At 73.9% G+C, this 14,528-nt stretch carries 16 protein-coding genes; 6 read left to right on the top strand and 10 right to left on the bottom strand.

Going from position 1 to position 14,528, the window contains the following annotated elements:
• Window positions 1-27 precede the first annotated feature (27 nt).
• On the bottom strand, window positions 28-582 hold the full coding sequence (locus tag ABTY15_RS20430) for a Uma2 family endonuclease (protein ID WP_350593639.1): 555 nt from the start codon (window positions 580-582) through the stop codon (window positions 28-30).
• A gap of 26 nt (window positions 583-608) precedes the next feature.
• On the bottom strand, window positions 609-1,892 hold the full coding sequence (locus ABTY15_RS20425) for an MFS transporter (protein WP_350593633.1): 1,284 nt from the start codon (window positions 1,890-1,892) through the stop codon (window positions 609-611).
• A 92-nt stretch (window positions 1,893-1,984) separates the two neighbouring features.
• Here ABTY15_RS20425 and ABTY15_RS20420 point away from each other — a divergent pair, with 92 nt between their 5' ends.
• The 3 genes from ABTY15_RS20420 (at window position 1,985) to ABTY15_RS20410 (ending at window position 4,823) form a co-directional block, all read left to right on the top strand.
• On the top strand, window positions 1,985-2,950 hold the full coding sequence (locus ABTY15_RS20420) for a LysR family transcriptional regulator (protein WP_350593627.1): 966 nt from the start codon (window positions 1,985-1,987) through the stop codon (window positions 2,948-2,950).
• Between the two features lie 116 nt (window positions 2,951-3,066).
• A complete protein-coding gene (locus ABTY15_RS20415) occupies window positions 3,067-4,224 on the top strand; it encodes an adenosine deaminase (RefSeq protein ID WP_350593622.1) in 1,158 nt (385 codons plus the stop codon).
• Between the two features lie 230 nt (window positions 4,225-4,454).
• On the top strand, window positions 4,455-4,823 hold the full coding sequence (locus tag ABTY15_RS20410; RefSeq protein WP_350593617.1) for an ATP-binding protein: 369 nt from the start codon (window positions 4,455-4,457) through the stop codon (window positions 4,821-4,823).
• A gap of 115 nt (window positions 4,824-4,938) precedes the next feature.
• On the opposite strand, the gene ABTY15_RS20405 is transcribed toward ABTY15_RS20410, so the two are convergent.
• The gene (locus tag ABTY15_RS20405; RefSeq protein ID WP_350593613.1) at window positions 4,939-5,124 is read right to left on the bottom strand and encodes a PspC domain-containing protein; all 186 of its coding nucleotides are present in this window, start codon (window positions 5,122-5,124) and stop codon (window positions 4,939-4,941) included.
• Window positions 5,125-5,654: 530 nt separating this feature from the next.
• Here ABTY15_RS20405 and ABTY15_RS20400 point away from each other — a divergent pair.
• On the top strand, window positions 5,655-7,091 hold the full coding sequence (locus tag ABTY15_RS20400) for a hypothetical protein (protein ID WP_350593608.1): 1,437 nt from the start codon (window positions 5,655-5,657) through the stop codon (window positions 7,089-7,091).
• 120 nt (window positions 7,092-7,211) lie between these two features.
• Here ABTY15_RS20400 and ABTY15_RS20395 read toward each other — a convergent pair whose 3' ends face one another.
• Window positions 7,212-7,730: a hypothetical protein gene (locus ABTY15_RS20395; RefSeq protein ID WP_350593603.1), complete on the bottom strand. Its 519-nt coding sequence runs from the start codon at window positions 7,728-7,730 to the stop codon at window positions 7,212-7,214.
• A gap of 142 nt (window positions 7,731-7,872) precedes the next feature.
• Here ABTY15_RS20395 and ABTY15_RS20390 point away from each other — a divergent pair, with 142 nt between their 5' ends.
• Entirely contained in the window at window positions 7,873-8,520 is a 648-nt protein-coding gene (locus ABTY15_RS20390; protein WP_350593599.1) for a PhzF family phenazine biosynthesis protein, read from the top strand.
• A gap of 19 nt (window positions 8,521-8,539) precedes the next feature.
• On the opposite strand, the gene ABTY15_RS20385 is transcribed toward ABTY15_RS20390, so the two are convergent.
• The 4 genes from ABTY15_RS20385 to ABTY15_RS20370 form a co-directional block, all read right to left on the bottom strand.
• Window positions 8,540-9,127: a VanZ family protein gene (locus ABTY15_RS20385; RefSeq protein WP_350593592.1), complete on the bottom strand. Its 588-nt coding sequence runs from the start codon at window positions 9,125-9,127 to the stop codon at window positions 8,540-8,542.
• Between the two features lie 129 nt (window positions 9,128-9,256).
• Window positions 9,257-9,601 (bottom strand): hypothetical protein, encoded by a 345-nt coding sequence (locus tag ABTY15_RS20380; protein ID WP_350593584.1) that lies wholly within the window; start codon window positions 9,599-9,601, stop codon window positions 9,257-9,259.
• Window positions 9,598-11,142, bottom strand: a complete 1,545-nt coding sequence (locus ABTY15_RS20375; protein WP_350593579.1) for an ATP-binding protein — start codon at window positions 11,140-11,142, stop codon at window positions 9,598-9,600. Before ABTY15_RS20375 ends, ABTY15_RS20380 begins: the two co-directional genes overlap by 4 nt.
• Before the next feature lie 55 nt (window positions 11,143-11,197).
• Window positions 11,198-11,875 carry a response regulator gene (locus ABTY15_RS20370; protein WP_063349065.1) on the bottom strand — a complete coding sequence of 226 codons (678 nt, stop codon included), beginning with the start codon at window positions 11,873-11,875 and terminating at the stop codon, window positions 11,198-11,200.
• Window positions 11,876-12,154: 279 nt separating this feature from the next.
• On the opposite strand from ABTY15_RS20370, the gene ABTY15_RS20365 reads away from it, so the two are divergent.
• Window positions 12,155-13,126, top strand: coding sequence for a SigE family RNA polymerase sigma factor (locus tag ABTY15_RS20365; RefSeq protein WP_502893550.1), 972 nt, complete (start codon window positions 12,155-12,157; stop codon window positions 13,124-13,126).
• A 173-nt stretch (window positions 13,127-13,299) separates the two neighbouring features.
• On the opposite strand, the gene ABTY15_RS20360 is transcribed toward ABTY15_RS20365, so the two are convergent.
• Together ABTY15_RS20360 and ABTY15_RS20355 are read right to left on the bottom strand one after the other, a co-directional pair.
• A complete protein-coding gene (locus ABTY15_RS20360) occupies window positions 13,300-13,941 on the bottom strand; it encodes an ATP-binding protein (RefSeq protein WP_350593572.1) in 642 nt (213 codons plus the stop codon).
• A gap of 47 nt (window positions 13,942-13,988) precedes the next feature.
• Window positions 13,989-14,399 carry a hypothetical protein gene (locus ABTY15_RS20355; protein WP_350593568.1) on the bottom strand — a complete coding sequence of 137 codons (411 nt, stop codon included), beginning with the start codon at window positions 14,397-14,399 and terminating at the stop codon, window positions 13,989-13,991.
• Window positions 14,400-14,528 lie beyond the last annotated feature (129 nt).

Here is a 14,528-nt window from a genome sequence, read left to right as displayed (position 1 = left end):
TCCGTGCGGTGTCCTGCGGGCGTGCGCTCAGGCGTACGTCCGCAGGACGCTGGTGTCGAGGGCCCACGGGCCGACGGTGATCGTGTCGCCGAACACGAACTCCTTGCGGCGGGTGTAGCCGGGTTCGTCGTGGATGATGCCGGTGCCCTTGCGGGGGTCCACGAGCAGGTACAGCGGGATGCCCATGGCCGCGTAGTCGCGAACCTTGCCGTGGTAGTCGTTCTCGGGGTTGGACTTGGAGACGATCTCCACGACGAGCAGGATCTCGTGGGGGAGGAAGGCCGGTTCGTCATCGTCCAGAGCCGCTTCGGGGAACACCATCAGGTCGGGATTCCGCAGCCGGCCGAGGCCTACGTCCTCCAAGTCCGCGCCGCCGTGGGCGATGTAGCCGGGATGGGTCTGCGGTAGCTGGGCATTGAGCTGCCGTGCAAGGCGGATGACGGCAAGCTCGTGGCGCTTCACCGGCGACATCGTCATGACGATCTCGCCATCGGCGATCTCGATCTTCCCTATCCCCGGTACCTGCGGCAGCTGATCCGCGATCTCGCGCAGCCGGGCGTACACAGCAGGATCGATGCTCATATTCCGGAGTGTATCGGCGGCATCCGTCAGGTGTTGGCGATCGATTGCCGGGCCGTGGTGTGCGCCTGGTGGGTGGCGTAGAGGGTGACGGCGGCGGCGAGGGTGAGGGCGGTGAGGGCGAGGGTGGCGGCGCCGGGCCAGCCGGTGGAGTGGTAGGCGTCGGCGCCGAGGGTGCCGCCGAGGCTGTTGCCGAGGTAGTAGGCGATCAGGTAGAGGGCGGAGGCCTGGGCGCGGCCCTCGGTGGCGGTGCGGCCGACGGCGGAGGACGCGGTGGCGTGGCCCGCGAAGAAGCCGGCGGTGATCAGGACCAGGCCGAGCAGGGCGCAGAGCAGGGACTCGGCGAGGGAGAGCAGTAGCCCGGCGGCCGTGACGCCGATGGCGACGTAGAGCGCGCCGCGCCGGCCGAGGCGGGCGGAGAGCCGGCCGGCCGCGGCGGAGGTGCCGGTGCCGACCAGGTAGACCACGAAGATCGAGGCGGCGACCGACTGCGGCAGGTGGAAGGGCGCGGCGGTCAGCCGGTAGCCGACGGTGTTGTAGACCGCGCCGAACACGGCCATGAACAGCAGCCCGAGCGCGTACAGCCGGACCAGCAGCGGGTTGTGCAGGTGCCGGCCGACGGTGCGGGCGAGGGCGCGGGCGTCCACCGGGGCCGGGGTGAAGTGCCGGGCGGCCGGGATCAGCAGCCGGAAGGCGAGCGCGGCCAGCAGGGCGAGGGCGGCGGAGGCGGCGAGGCCCCAGCGCCAGCCGAGGGCGGCGGCGGTCCAGCCGGAGACCAGTCGGCCACCCATGCCGCCGATGCTGTTGCCCGCGACGTACAGGCCCATCGCGGAGGCCAGTGCGCTCGGGTGGACCTCCTCGGCGAGGTAGGCCATCGCGGTGGCGGGCAGGCCGGCGAGGGCGGCGCCCTGGAGGACGCGCAGCACGACCAGGGTGGTGAGGTCGGGCGCGAACGGCAGGGCGAGCGCGAGGCCGGCGGCGGCCAGGACGGAGGCCGTCATCACGGCGGTGCGGCCGTAGCGGTCGGACAGGGCGCTGGCCGGGAGCAGCGCGAGGGCGAGGCCGAGGGTGGCGGCGGAGGCGGTCCAGCTGGCCTGGCCGGGGGTGAGGTCGAGGTCGGTGGAGAGGACCGGCAGCAGGCCCTGGGTGGAGTAGAGCAAGACGAAGGTGGCGACACCGGCGGCGAACAGGGCGAGGTTGGCGCGGCGGAAGGCGCGCTGGCCGGGGCGGTGGCGGTCGTCGCCGCTGAGGGTGGGGGTGGGGGCGGGGGCATCCGGGGTGGGCACGGATGCCCTGGTATCGGCGGGCTGCATGTCGACGACGGTAGGCCTGGTGTCGCTGATGCGTCCAATGCATGAACAGGGGAGGATTGATGCACTGACGTATGAGGCGAGGTGGTGGCGGGATGATCGGGGCCGAAGCTGCTGACGGGCCGGAGTCGAGGTCACGGGCGGAGCTGGGGCCGGAGCTGCCGGCCGTCCGACTGGCGCCCCGGCTGGCCCAGTTCGCCGCGGTGGCCCGGCTGGAGCACGTGACACAGGCGGCCGCGCTGCTCGGGGTGCCGCAGCCGACGCTGTCCCGCGCGGTGGCCCGGCTGGAGGAGGAGCTCGGGGTGGACCTGCTGGCCCGTCAGGGGCGGACGGTCCGGCTGACCAGGGCCGGCCGGCTGCTGCTGGCCTCGGTGGAGCGGGCGCTGGCGGAGGTGGAGCGCGGGGCGGAGGCGGCCCGGGCGGAGGCCGATCCGGCGACCGGCCGGGTGGCGTTCGGCTTCCTGCACACGATGGGGACGGACGCGGTGCCGGCGCTGCTGCGCGGGTTCCGGGCGGCCCACCCGCAGGTGCGGTTCCAGCTGGTGCAGGACTACGGCGCCGCGATGCTGGAGCGGCTGCGGGCGGCCGAGCTGGACCTGTGCCTGGTGTCGCCGCTGCCGGACGATCCGGCCTTCGTCGCCCGCCCGCTGGACGAGCAGCGGCTGCACCTGGTCGTCCCGGCGGACCACCGGCTGGCGGGGCGGCGGCGGATCCGGCTGGGCGAGGTGGCGGAGGAGACCTTCGTCGGGCTGGAGCGGGGGTACGGGCTGCGGGCGATCACCGAGGGGTTCTGCGCGGAGGCCGGGTTCGTCCCCCGGCTGGCCTTCGAGGGCGAGGAGGCCGAGACGCTGCGCGGGCTGGTCGCGGCGGGACTGGGGGTGGCGCTGCTGCCGCCGGCGCTGGTGCCGCGGCCGGGGGTGGTGGAGCTGGAGGTGACGGCACCGCGGACCCGGCGGGCGATCGGGCTGGCCTGGGCGGCCGGGCGGCCGCTGACCCCGCCGGTGACGGCGTTCCGGGACTTCGTGCTCTCCCGGCGGGGGCGGCTGCTCCAGCACGACTGAGCGCCTTCGCATTTGGTGGATCCTCTGGCCCGGGCGGTGGAATCCGGGGCGGAGTTTGGACCATTCGGCCCTGTGCCCGGTGGTGGGTCTACGCGCGTAGGGGCTATATTTCCGCAATGGAGAAGCAGATCCCTGTCACCACCGCGGGCACCGGCCCGCGCATCCCCACCCCCGACCAGATCCGCCGCGCGCCGAAGGTGCTCCTGCACGACCACCTCGACGGCGGGCTGCGCCCGGAGACCGTCGTCGAGCTGGCCGCCGCCGTCGGCTACGAGGGTCTTCCCACCACCGACGCCAAGGAGCTCGGCGAGTGGTTCCGCGAGGCCGCCGACTCCGGCTCGCTGGTCCGCTACCTGGAGACCTTCGCGCACACCTGCGCCGTCATGCAGACCCGCGAGGCCCTGATCAAGGTCGCCGCGGACTGCGCCGAGGACCTGGCCGCCGACGGTGTCGTGTACGCCGAGGTCCGCTACGCCCCCGAGCAGCACCTGGAGGGCGGCCTGACCCTGGACGAGGTCGTCGAGGCCGTCCAGGACGGCTTCCGCCTCGGCGAGGCCAACGCCCGTGCCGCCGGTCACCGGATCCGCATCGGCACCCTGATCACCGCGATGCGGCACGCCGCCCGCTCCCAGGAGATCGCCGAGCTGGCCAACCGCCACCGCGACTCGGGCGTCGTCGGCTTCGACATCGCCGGTGCCGAGGCCGGGTACCCTCCCACCCGCCACCAGGCCGCCTTCGACTACCTCAAGGGCGAGAACAACCACTTCACCATCCACGCGGGCGAGGCCTTCGGCCTGCCGTCGATCTGGGAGGCCCTGCAGTGCTGCGGCGCCGACCGGCTCGGCCACGGCGTGCGGATCGTCGACGACATCACGCTGAACGAGGACGGCTCCGTCGAGCTCGGCCGGCTGGCCGCCTACGTGCGCGACAAGCGCATCCCGCTGGAGATGTGCCCGACCTCCAACCTCCAGACCGCGGCGGCCACTTCGTACGCCGAGCACCCGATCGGGCTGCTCAGCCGGCTGAAGTTCCGGGTCACCGTGAACACCGACAACCGGCTGATGAGCGGCACCAGCATGAGCCGGGAGTTCGAGCACCTGGTGGAGGCCTTCGGCTACACGCTGGGGGACATGGAGTGGTTCACGGTGAACGCGATGAAGTCGGCGTTCCTGCCCTTCGACGAGCGGCTGGCGATGATCAACGACGTGATCAAGCCGGGGTACGCCGAGCTCAAGGCCGAGTGGCTGTTCAGCGCGGGCACCGGCGGCAACTGAGTCCCGGCGTACGGGCCCGGTCGGCCCGTACGTGTGGTCGGGTGAACGACCTGCTTTCGCAAGGAAGTTGGCGTTCATCCGACTACTCACTCGGGTGAGTGAACGCCCTTTGGTCCCGGTGCGATCCGATCACTACGGTGTGCCAGTCACTGCTGACAGTTCGTGGCCGCGGTCACCCGTCCGTGCCGCCGCGTGAGGTCGGCCACCGATGAGGACCAAGGGGACGAACCATGAAGCAGGCTCTCAAGGCCGCCGGCACCGCTGCGCTCGGCGTCGCCATCGCGGCGGTCGGCGCCGGTAGCGCGTCCGCCGCCCCCGCGCCCGGTGGCGTCGGGCTGCCCACCACCGCGCTGACCAACCCCGCGGTGACCAACACGGTCACCGACGCCGCCACCAAGCTGCCCGGCGGCGAGAAGGTCGCGGGCACCCTCGGCACCCTCGCCCCGACCGCGGGCCAGGCCGCCCCGGCCGCGGCTCCCGCCGAGGCTCCGATCGCCGGTGTCACCAACCGTGCCGCCGTCCCGAACATCCCCGGCGTCGACAAGACGCCCATCGGCGGGCTGACCAACACCCTGCCGCTGCCGGGCCTGACCGGCTGACGCGGAACGCGTCCGGCCGCCGGCACGACGACGGGCCGCCCGCCCCGGTGATCCCGGGAGCGGGCGGCCCGTCGTCGTCTGCGCAGGGCCCGGCCACCGGGCCAGGGCCCCTGGTTCACGGCTCCTGGGGCAGCAGCACCCAGAGGGCCAGGTAGATCAGGAACTGCGGGCCGGGCAGCAGGCAGGAGGCCAGGAAGATCAGTCGGACGGTCCACGGGGTCAGGCCGAAGCGCTCGGCGATCCCGGCGCAGACGCCGGCGATGAGACGGTTGTGGCGGGGACGGGCGAGACGGGCGCTCATGGTGTTCTCCGTGGTGTGGCACCCGGTCCGGCCGGTCCGGCGGGCGTACTTCCATACTCCGCCGCCGTCCGGGCGAAGGCGTCCGCCTGCCAGCCGATTCGGCGGCCGGCCGGCTCACCGGCGAGGCGTAGCCGGGTCTCGGGGTCCGTCTCAGGGTCACCCCGAGGGCGGCGGCTCGGCAGAGCCCGTCGCTGGTCGGCGGCCCGGGCCGGAGCGCCGGACGGCCCGGCTCGCCGGTGCCGACAACACCCGCCGGACCACGCTCCTCCTGCGCACCTGCACCGGCCGGCGCCCTGACCGGACGGCCCGGGGACACCGGCTGCGGGTCGGTGTCCCGGGGGCCGCCGGCCGGCGGAAACCCGCTGGCGGGGGCGGGTGAGCGTGGCGATATGATGCCGCCGTCGCTGGTGGTTGGGGGGCAGGACCGGCGGCGCCTTCACGGCCTCATACGGCCCCTCACGTCTGCGACTTCGCACGTCGCACTTCCCCCTTCGGGCGCGTCCGGCCCCGAACTCCCCCGTGAGGTTCCATTGCGCCATCAGCACCGCGGATTCCTGGCGGTCGCCACCGCCGCCACCCTGGTCTCCGGGCTGGCCCTGGCCTCGGCCCCGGCCGCCTCCGCGGCCCCGGCGGTGATCGCCGAGGACCCGGGTCCGCACGGCAAGGCCTCGCCGGTGTGGGTCACCGTCGACGGCTTCCCCGAGACCGTGAAGGCCGGCAGCGCGGTGGAGTTCACCGCGACCCTGCGGAACACCGCCGACCACCAGATCGACGTCGAGAGCGCGTTCAGCCTCGCCGCAGTCGACGGCGGTCTCCAGCAGTCCCAGCTCAGGCTGGAGTTCCAGCGGCCCGGCAGCGCGCAGTGGCAGGACGCCAAGGTCCAGGCGGGTTGGACCGCCGGCGCCGGCTGGCAGCTCGACACCTTCGACACCCGGCTGCAACTGGCCGCCCACGGCTCGGTCGACTACCACCTGCGCCTGACCTTCGCCGCGGACGCCCACCCCGGCCGGGCCGCGGGCGGCCTCCTCATCGTGTCCTCCGACCCCACCCTGCCCGCGGGGGAGCGCACCGCCACCGGCAGCGGCGGCACCCCGAACTTCACCGTCGTCGACCCCCGTCCGACCAGCACCCCGACCCCGGCCGGGCTGCCGGACCTGACGGTCGAGGGCCTGCCGGCCTCCTTCACCGCCGGCGGCGAGGCGAAGGCCTTCCGGCTGGTCCTCACCAACCACACCGGCAAGGACCTGCGGGTCCTCCCCTGGATCGTGTTCGAGGGGCCGAACGTGCTCCGCGCCCCCGCGGTCAAGCTGGAGTTCCAGGCCCCGAACGGCGAGTGGCTGGCCGGCACGCCCGAGGAGTGGGAGATCCCCGGCACCCAGTTCCCGGTGTGGCTGCGCACCGGCGACAAGGAGGCCGACGCCGTCGCCCTGCCCAAGGGCGGGACCCGGACGGTCAACGTCCGGCTGGCCTTCACCAAGGACGCCCAGCCCGGTGCCCGGTCGCTGACGTTCAACGGCGGCAGCCTGCCCGGGGCGGGCGAGACCCAGAACGGGACCAGCAGCCCGAAGGCCGACTTCACCATCGAGGCCCCGGCCGGTGCGACCGGGACGCCGACCGCCACCTCCCCGGCCACCGGCGCGGCGCCGACCACGGCCGTGCCGCCCGCCCTCCCGACCTTCGCGCCGGTGGTTCCGTTCGTCCCGGTGGTGCCGGTGGCGCAGCCCGTCGCCGAGGCACCGAGCCCGACCGTGAGTGCCTCGCCGAGTGCGGTGCCGGTGGCCCCGGTCGCGGTGGCCCCGGTGGCGGCGGCCCAGGCCCCGGCGGCCGGCCCCGAGCTGGCCTCCACCGGCGGCGGCTCGTCCAGCGCCCCGATGGCGATCACCGGTGCGACCGCGATCGCCCTCGGCCTGGGCACCCTGGTGGTGGCGCGCCACCGGCGCAAGGGCGCGCGGGGCGCCGGGAAGTGACCCGGACAGCGGAAGGCCCGTCCGTCACCCGCTGCCCGGCGGTGACGGACGGGCCTTCCGTCCGGTGCGGTGGCTGAGAGCCTCCGACGGTCGGTCGGAGGCGCCGGATCGGCCGGCCGGTTACTGCGGCGGCTGCTGGCCGGGCTGGGCCGGCGCCGCGGGCTGCGCGTAGGGGTTGTTCGCCACCGGCTGGCCCGGCGGGACGGGCGGCGTGGCCTGCGCGGCCGGCTGGTAGGGCACGGCCTGCGGCGGGACCGCGGCGCCGGGCTGCGGGGCGTTCGGGTTGTACGGCGCCGCGTTGGGGTGGTACCCGGCCGGCTGCGGGGTGGCCCGCTGGGCGGCGGCCTTGGCATTGCCGCGCTCGACGATCGTCTTCACCCCGTAGAAGATGATCGCCACCGGCAGGATGAAGACCTTGTAGAACAGGACGTACTCGCGGCCCTGGAACATGAACGCCATGTAGTACGCGTAGCCCAGGAACCCGAGGCCGGCGAGGACGATCAGGACGCGCGCGCCGGCCTTGATGCCGCCGCCGAAGCTGAAGGCGCCGAGCACCAGCATGAGGACACCGCTGGCTCCCAACGCCACGACGTACCAGGCGAAGAGCGGGTCGAGGCTGAAGTCGATATTGCTGCTCAAGGAGGATTCCTGGGGGAGGCAAGAAATGGCGGAGACCGCCGGGGACGAGAGCGCACAGTACTGGAGGCGGCCGACATTCGTCGCCGCGGTTTCATCACGGAGTCGTTTCGCTCCGGCGGGACGGCCGTTGACGAGGTGGGAAATGACGGACTATGAGGTGCTGCGGGTCTTTTGCGGGCCCGACGGCGACCACGGGAACGAACTCGGCGTGGTCCGGGACGGCGCCGCCCTGCCGGACCGGGCCGACCGGCAGGCCCTCGCCCGGCAACTCGGCTTCAGCGAGACGGTGTTCGTCGACGACCCGGCGCGCGGGGTGATCGACATCTACACCCCGACGCTGCGGCTGCCGTTCGCCGGCCACCCCTGCGTGGGCGCCGGCTGGCTGCTCGGCGTGGACCAACTGGTCACCCCCGCCGGGGTGGTGGGCGTCCGACGGGAGGCCGGGCTGACCCGGATCGAGGCGCGGGCCGAGTGGGCCCCGGACCGTACGCTGCGGCAGTACGGTTCGGCGGCCGAGGTGGACGCCCTGGAGGTGCCGCCGCCGGGGGAGTGGATCTACGCCTGGGCCTGGCAGGACGAGCCGGCCGGCACCGTGCGTGCGCGGGCCTTCCCCGGGCGGGGCGACGGGATCGACGAGGACGAGGCGACCGGTGCGGCCGCCCTGCTGCTGACCGCGCGGCTCGGCCGGGCGCTGACCATCACCCAGGGGCGGGGGTCGCAGCTGCTGACCGGGCCGCGCCCGGGCGGGCTGATCGAGGTCGGCGGCCGGGTCCGTGCGGTGGCGGCCTAATGGGCCGGTGGGCCGGCGGCTACCGGACGGGCGGGGTCGGTTCGGCGTAGGCGACGGGGCCGACCGGTGCCACCTGGCCGACCGGGGCCACGGGCGCGATCGGTGCGACGCCGGCCGACGCCGGGCCGCCCAGGGAGACCACCTGCGGCGCCCGCAGCCGCGGACGCGGCTCCCGCAGCAGCCGCCGCAGCCCGGGCACCAGGGCCAGGTGGGTGACGCCGACACCGATCACGGCGAACAGTATGTGGTCGACGTTGAGCACGTGCCCGGGCGTCCAGGAGGACAGGAACTCCAGGCCGGTCGCCAGCAGCGCGGAGGCCCCGGTGGTGCGCAGGAAGGACGGCAGGAAGGGCCCCCGTGGCCGGCCGCCCGCCAGCGGCAGCAGGACGCCGAGCGGGGCCAGCAGCAGCAGCTCGCCGACCACCTGCCAGGCGGTGGAGGAGCGGAGCGAGGCCAGCGGCGTCAGGTTGGCGTCGTCCACCCAGGCCACCGGCAGGGGTCTCAGCACCAGCCAGAGCACCAGGGTCAGGTGGAAGGCCAGGCCCATCAGCCCGGCCAGCCGGAGGGGACGGTGGACGGCCGCCGCCGGCCGGGTCTCGGTCCGCACGCCGGAACGCTCGTCGAGTGTCCTGGTGCCATCTCGCTGCACGGGAGGAAGGACGTGAGCCGGTGGCACGACGGTTCCACGTCGGGCGTGAACATTCCCGCGCACGCCCCTGACCCCTTACTCGGCCGCTCAGCGGCAGGCGTTGGGGGACGTCGTCGGGACCGCGCTGAACACGTTGTCCGGCGGCGGGGCGGTGGCCGGCGTGCCGGGCGCCGCGGGGGTGGGGGAGGGGCTCGGGGCCGCGCTCGCCTTGCTGGTCCGGGCGGTGGGCGCGCTCGTGGCCGGGGCGGGCGGGGTGGCCAGGGCGGTCGGTATGTGCGGGGCGGTGGGGCAGGCCGTCCGGCTGGCCGGCGCGCCCGCGTCCACCGGGACGGCGGTCGGCCGGATGCCGCAGCCGGTGGCCAGTGCGAGCAGGAGCAGCGCGCCGGCGGCGCGGCGCGCGGTCGTACGGGTGGTGCGGGTGGGGGCGGTCACTTGACGTCCTTGTCCTCGACGGCGTCGCCGACGGGACCGTCGCCGGTCCCGCCCGTGGACGGCGGAGGCGGCGGGGTCAGCGGCAGCGTCAGTGTGAACACCGCCCCGACCTCCCCGTTCGCCGCCGTGATCGTCCCCCCGTGGATCTGCGCGTTGGCCATCGCGATCGACAGCCCCAGACCACTGCCCTCCGAGCGGGCCCGCCCCCGGTCCGCCTTGTAGAACCGGTCGAACACGTGCGGCAGCACGTCCTCCGGGATGCCCGGGCCGCTGTCCGACACCTCGACCACCACCGAGCCGTCGGACTCCCGGACCTTGACCCGCACGGGCGAGCCGCCGTGCTTGAGCGCGTTGCCGATCAGGTTGGCGAAGACCACGTCGAGGCGGCGCGGGTCGACCACGGCCAGGATGCCGCGCGGCGCGTCCAGTTCGACCGCGTCGTACCAGGCCCGGCCGTCGATGCAGGACATGATCAGGTCCGCGACGTCCACCTCGTCGGCGACCAGCTTGGCGGTGCCGGCGTCGAAGCGGGTCACCTCCATCAGGTTCTCCACGAGGTCGGAGAGCCGGCGCGTCTCGCTGACCACGAGCCGGACGGCCGGCTCGATCATCGGGTCCAGCGACTCGGCCTCGTCCTCCAGGATGTCGGTGACGGCGGTCATCGCGGTCAGCGGCGTGCGCAGTTCGTGCGACATGTCGGCGACGAACCGCCGGCTCTGCGCCTCGCGCGCGCTCAACTCCTCGACCTGCTCGTGCAGCTGCTCCGCGGCCCGGTTGAACGTCCGTGCCAGGTCGGCGAGTTCGTCCGAACCGTCGACTTCGAGCCGGGTGTCCAGGTGGCCCTCGCCGAGCCGGCGGGCGGCGTCGCCGAGCCGCTTGACCGGCCGCAGCACGGTCGCCGAGGCGGCCTGGGCCAGCAGCGCCGAGCCGATCAGCGCGAGCAGGGTGGCGATGGCCAGCGACCAGCCCAGCGTGTTGAGGTCGGCCCGCTCGTTCTCCAGCGACTTGAACATGTACGCCGTCGGGCCGGTCGGCACCACCTTGGTGCCACCGATCACGAACGGCCGGCCATCCATGTTCTGCCGCAGCCAGTACAGGTGGTACGCGTACGGGTTGCTCTCGGTGACCTCGCGCTGCTTGGCCACGGTGGACTGCAGCGCCGTCGGGACGTCGGCCACCGTGAAGCGCCCGGGGTCGGAGGAGGCCGGGCACTCCGGGTGCGCCGGGTCGACCACCACCACGTCGTAACTCAGTCCGGAGCTGGCCACGTTGGACGCGAGCGTCTTCAGTTGCAGGCAGTCGGCGTTCACCGGAAGCTCGGAGACGTTGCGGCTGAGCGAGACCCGGAAGTCGTTCAGCGCGGTGTCCTGGGCGCGCTTGAGCACCGCGTCGCGGTTCAGCCAGTACGCGATGCCGGAGGCCGAGACGGCGGCGAGCAGCGCGACCGCCGCGAACACCGCGATCAGCCGCACCCGCAGCGAGCGCAGCTTTCGCCACGGGCCCGCGGCGAACCGTCGGGTCGTCGTCTGATGGTCAGTCACAGGAGCCTGTCGTCGTACGGGAGTTCAGCGGATTCTGAAGGGATCGGGAGTGCGGTCAGGCCGGCGGGTCCAGCCGGTAGCCGACCCCGCGCACGGTCCGGATCAGCGTCGGCGCGGACGGCACGTCCTCGACCTTCGCCCGCAGCCGTTGCACGCAGGCGTCCACCAGGCGCGAGTCGCCCAGGTAGTCGTGCTCCCAGACCAGGCGCAGCAACTGCTGGCGGGAGAGCGCCTGTCCGGGCCGGCGGCTGAGCTCCAGCAGCAGCCGCAGCTCGGTCGGGGTGAGTTGGAGGTCCTGGCCGTCCTTGGTGACGGTCATCGCGGCCCGGTCGATCACCACGGTGCCGTACGCGGAGGAGTCGGAGCTCTCCCGCTCACCGCGGCGCAGCACGGCCCGGATGCGGGCGTCCAGGACCCGCGGCTGCACCGGCTTCACCACGTAGTCGTCCGCGCCGGACTCCAGGCCGACCACCACGTCGATGTCGTCCGAGCGTGCGGTCAGCAGGATGATCGGCAGCTGGTCGGTGCGGCGGATCCGGCGGCAGACCTCGAAGCCGTCGATTCCGGGCAGCATGACGTCCAGCACGATCAGGTCGGGCCGCTGCTCCTTGAAGAGCCTCAGACCGTCCTCGCCGGAGGCGGCGGTGGCCACACGGTGGCCCTGGCGGGTGAGGGCGAGTTCGAGGCCGGTCCGGATGGCGTCGTCGTCCTCGATCAGTAGGAGGAAAGGCACGGCCCCATTTTGGCCCACCGGCCGCGCCGAATCACCCCCCGGACCGATCACCGGCGTTACGGGAACCGGAAGGAGCGCCACCGGCGTCCGCTAGGGAGGGAGGCGGACCGGGACGAAAGGCCCGCCCCTGTGACACCCCTGTGACAGTCGGCGGACAGCGCCATCACAACCGGCGGGCAGGATTTTCCATGTCGCCGCAGGACAGCGGGCCAACCGGCCGGCTGGAAGGCGGCAACAGGAACCGCTCGTACCGAACCAAGGGGGCGCACGATGAACGCCATGCTTCAGACCCGGACCAACCCGGCTGTCGGCACCGCGCGTTCGTCGGTGACCCACCGGACCCGGTACGAGGTCAGGACCGACGAGAACTCCGGTGCCGTGACCGTACGGGGGTGCGCGCACAGCACCGGTGGAAACCCTGTCGCCCGCCGGGTGAGCGGCGGCGGCAGGACGGGGGAGCTGCACGGGATCGGCCGGATGGGGAGTGCGGCCGACTCCGCCAACACCCTCACGCTGCGGGGGATCCTCCCCGTCCGCGTCGAGGGCAAGGACGCCCTGGGGGGGAACCGGGGGATCGGGGGAAGCGGTCTGCGGACGGTCGACTCGGGGGAGTCGGCCGGCCGTTCGGCCGCCGGTGCGACGCTGCTGCGGTTGAACCCCGCGGCGGCCCGCACCAACGAGGCGGGACAGGGAGGCGCGCAGGGGGAGCACCCGGCCGTCGCGGAGGACCACATCACGGAGTTCACCGCGTACGTGCGCGAGCGCCGCGCCTCCCTGTACGCCACGGCGTACCACCTCACCGGTGACCGCTACGAGGCCGAGGACCTGCTGCAGAGCGCGCTCTTCAGCACCTACCGGGCCTGGGGCCGGATCACGGACAAGGCGGCGGTCGGGGGTTACCTCCGCCGCACCATGACCAACCTGCACATCTCCGCCTGGCGGCGCCGCAAGGTCAACGAGTACCCGACCGAGGAGCTGCCGGAGACGGCCGGCGACACCGACGCGATGGGCGGCACCGAGCTGCGCGCCGTGCTCTGGCAGGCGCTGGCGAAGCTGCCGGAGAACCAGCGGACCATGCTGGTGCTGCGGTACTACGAGGGCAAGACCGACCCGGAGATCGCCGACGTGCTGAACATCAGCGTCGGTACGGTCAAGAGCAGCATCTGGCGCGCACTGCGCCGGCTGCGCGACGACGAGCACCTGAACAAGTCGGGCGACACCGTCCGGGCGTTCGGCGAGCTGGTCGCGTAACGCGCAGGAACAGGACTCCCGTCGGGGGACGGGTGAAGAGGGCCGCGGGAACACGGCGACCGACTCGGGGGAGCGGTGGCCGGGGGGAGACCGCAGCCCGAGGCGAACGGGCCCGGTGCGGGGGAGACGCACCGGGCCCGTTCCGCTGCGCCGATCCGGCCGTCGGACAGGCCCTAGGCTCCGACGGCCGCCGGCTGCCGTGCGGCCGCCGCGGTGATCCGGCGGGCGGCCTCCGCCCCGGCGCACGGGTGGGAGCCGAGGGCGACCTGGCGTTCGACGATGGAGCGCTCGGCGCGCATCAGCCGCCAGCCCCGGCGCAGCAGCACCGGCAGCGACTTGCGGCCCTCACGGACGTCCCGGCGCAGTCGGCGCCAGGCCGTGGTGAGCGCGCCGTTGCGCAGGCACAGGGCGTCGCCCAGCAGCCCCTCGGCGGCGCACTCGGCGGTGATCTCGGCGGCGAAGATGCCCTCGGCGATGAACGCGGGCGCGCCGGCCAGGTCCAGCGTGCGGGTGGCGACGCGGCCGTTGTCCGGGATCGAGTACACCGGGACCTCGGTGCGGCCGGTCCGGTACAGGCCGCGGATGGCGGCGACGGCCTGGTCGCGGTGCCAGGCGAGCGGGGAGTCCCAGTCGACCGCGCCGTCGGGCAGTCGCGGGAGGGTCGGGTCGTCCCCGTCCTTGTAGAAGTCGTCCAGCTGGAGCACCGGCAGGCCGCTGCGCTCGGCGAGCGAGGACTTTCCGGATCCGGAGGGGCCGGACAGCAGGATCACCCGGGCGTGGGTCGTCGGCGCGGGGTTCAGCGGGTCGTCACTCACGGGACACCAGTCTGACGCATCCGGGCCCGATGCCGAAACCGTCCGGATCAGGCTTTCGCCACGGCCCGGGGGTCGGTGAGGGCGGCCTGAACCAGCGGCAGGTACCGGCTGTCGACCTGGAGGCGGACCGGGTGGCCGCCGCCGGGCGGCTGGTAGGCGGTGGCGGCCCAGTCCTGGCTGTGCCAGGTGTCGGGCTCGGGCTCGTGGAAGGTGCCGCCGGCGGCCAGTTCGGTGTGGCCGAGGACACGTGAGCCGAAGCCGACGCGGGCGGCTCCCGGGGTGATGCGCAGCCGGCCGTTGACGTACGCGCGCTGCCAGCCGGGCCGGTCGGAGCGGGCCGAGCAGGGCACCCGGACGGGCCGCCCGGCGGCCAGCCGGCGGCGGGTGCGGGCCACGTGCAGTCTGCGCAGGAACCCGTCCGCGAACAGTGCCATCAGCTCGCCCACGAGCTCGCCCACAGCGTCCTCCCCTGATCGTTCCCGGTCACGGCCGATTCTTCCCGGGCCGGATCCGGGCCGGGAGCGCCGAAAGGCGGAACCGGGCGGCGACAAAAGTCGACGGACCCGCGCCAGGGGGGGAGAGGCGCG

Source organism: Kitasatospora sp. NPDC097643, assembly GCF_040302625.1.
Classification (GTDB): Bacteria; Actinomycetota; Actinomycetes; order Streptomycetales; family Streptomycetaceae; genus Kitasatospora.
The sequence above is the reverse complement of the archived record's forward strand: the minus strand, read 5'-3'. Positions and strand labels throughout refer to the sequence as shown.

What these genes read in the sequence shown, in the direction of transcription:
- ABTY15_RS20415 (WP_350593622.1), top strand. Translation starts at nt 3,067, where the DNA reads ATGGAGAAGCAGATCCCTGTCACCACCGCGGGCACCGGCCCGCGCATC.
- ABTY15_RS20390 (WP_350593599.1), top strand. Translation starts at nt 7,873, where the DNA reads ATGACGGACTATGAGGTGCTGCGGGTCTTTTGCGGGCCCGACGGCGAC.
- ABTY15_RS20430 (WP_350593639.1), bottom strand. Translation starts at nt 582, where the DNA reads ATGAGCATCGATCCTGCTGTGTACGCCCGGCTGCGCGAGATCGCGGAT.
- ABTY15_RS20405 (WP_350593613.1), bottom strand. Translation starts at nt 5,124, where the DNA reads ATGAGCGCCCGTCTCGCCCGTCCCCGCCACAACCGTCTCATCGCCGGC.
- ABTY15_RS20410 (WP_350593617.1), top strand. Translation starts at nt 4,455, where the DNA reads ATGAAGCAGGCTCTCAAGGCCGCCGGCACCGCTGCGCTCGGCGTCGCC.
- ABTY15_RS20420 (WP_350593627.1), top strand. Translation starts at nt 1,985, where the DNA reads ATGATCGGGGCCGAAGCTGCTGACGGGCCGGAGTCGAGGTCACGGGCG.
- ABTY15_RS20365 (WP_502893550.1), top strand. Translation starts at nt 12,155, where the DNA reads ATGCTTCAGACCCGGACCAACCCGGCTGTCGGCACCGCGCGTTCGTCG.
- ABTY15_RS20425 (WP_350593633.1), bottom strand. Translation starts at nt 1,892, where the DNA reads ATGCAGCCCGCCGATACCAGGGCATCCGTGCCCACCCCGGATGCCCCC.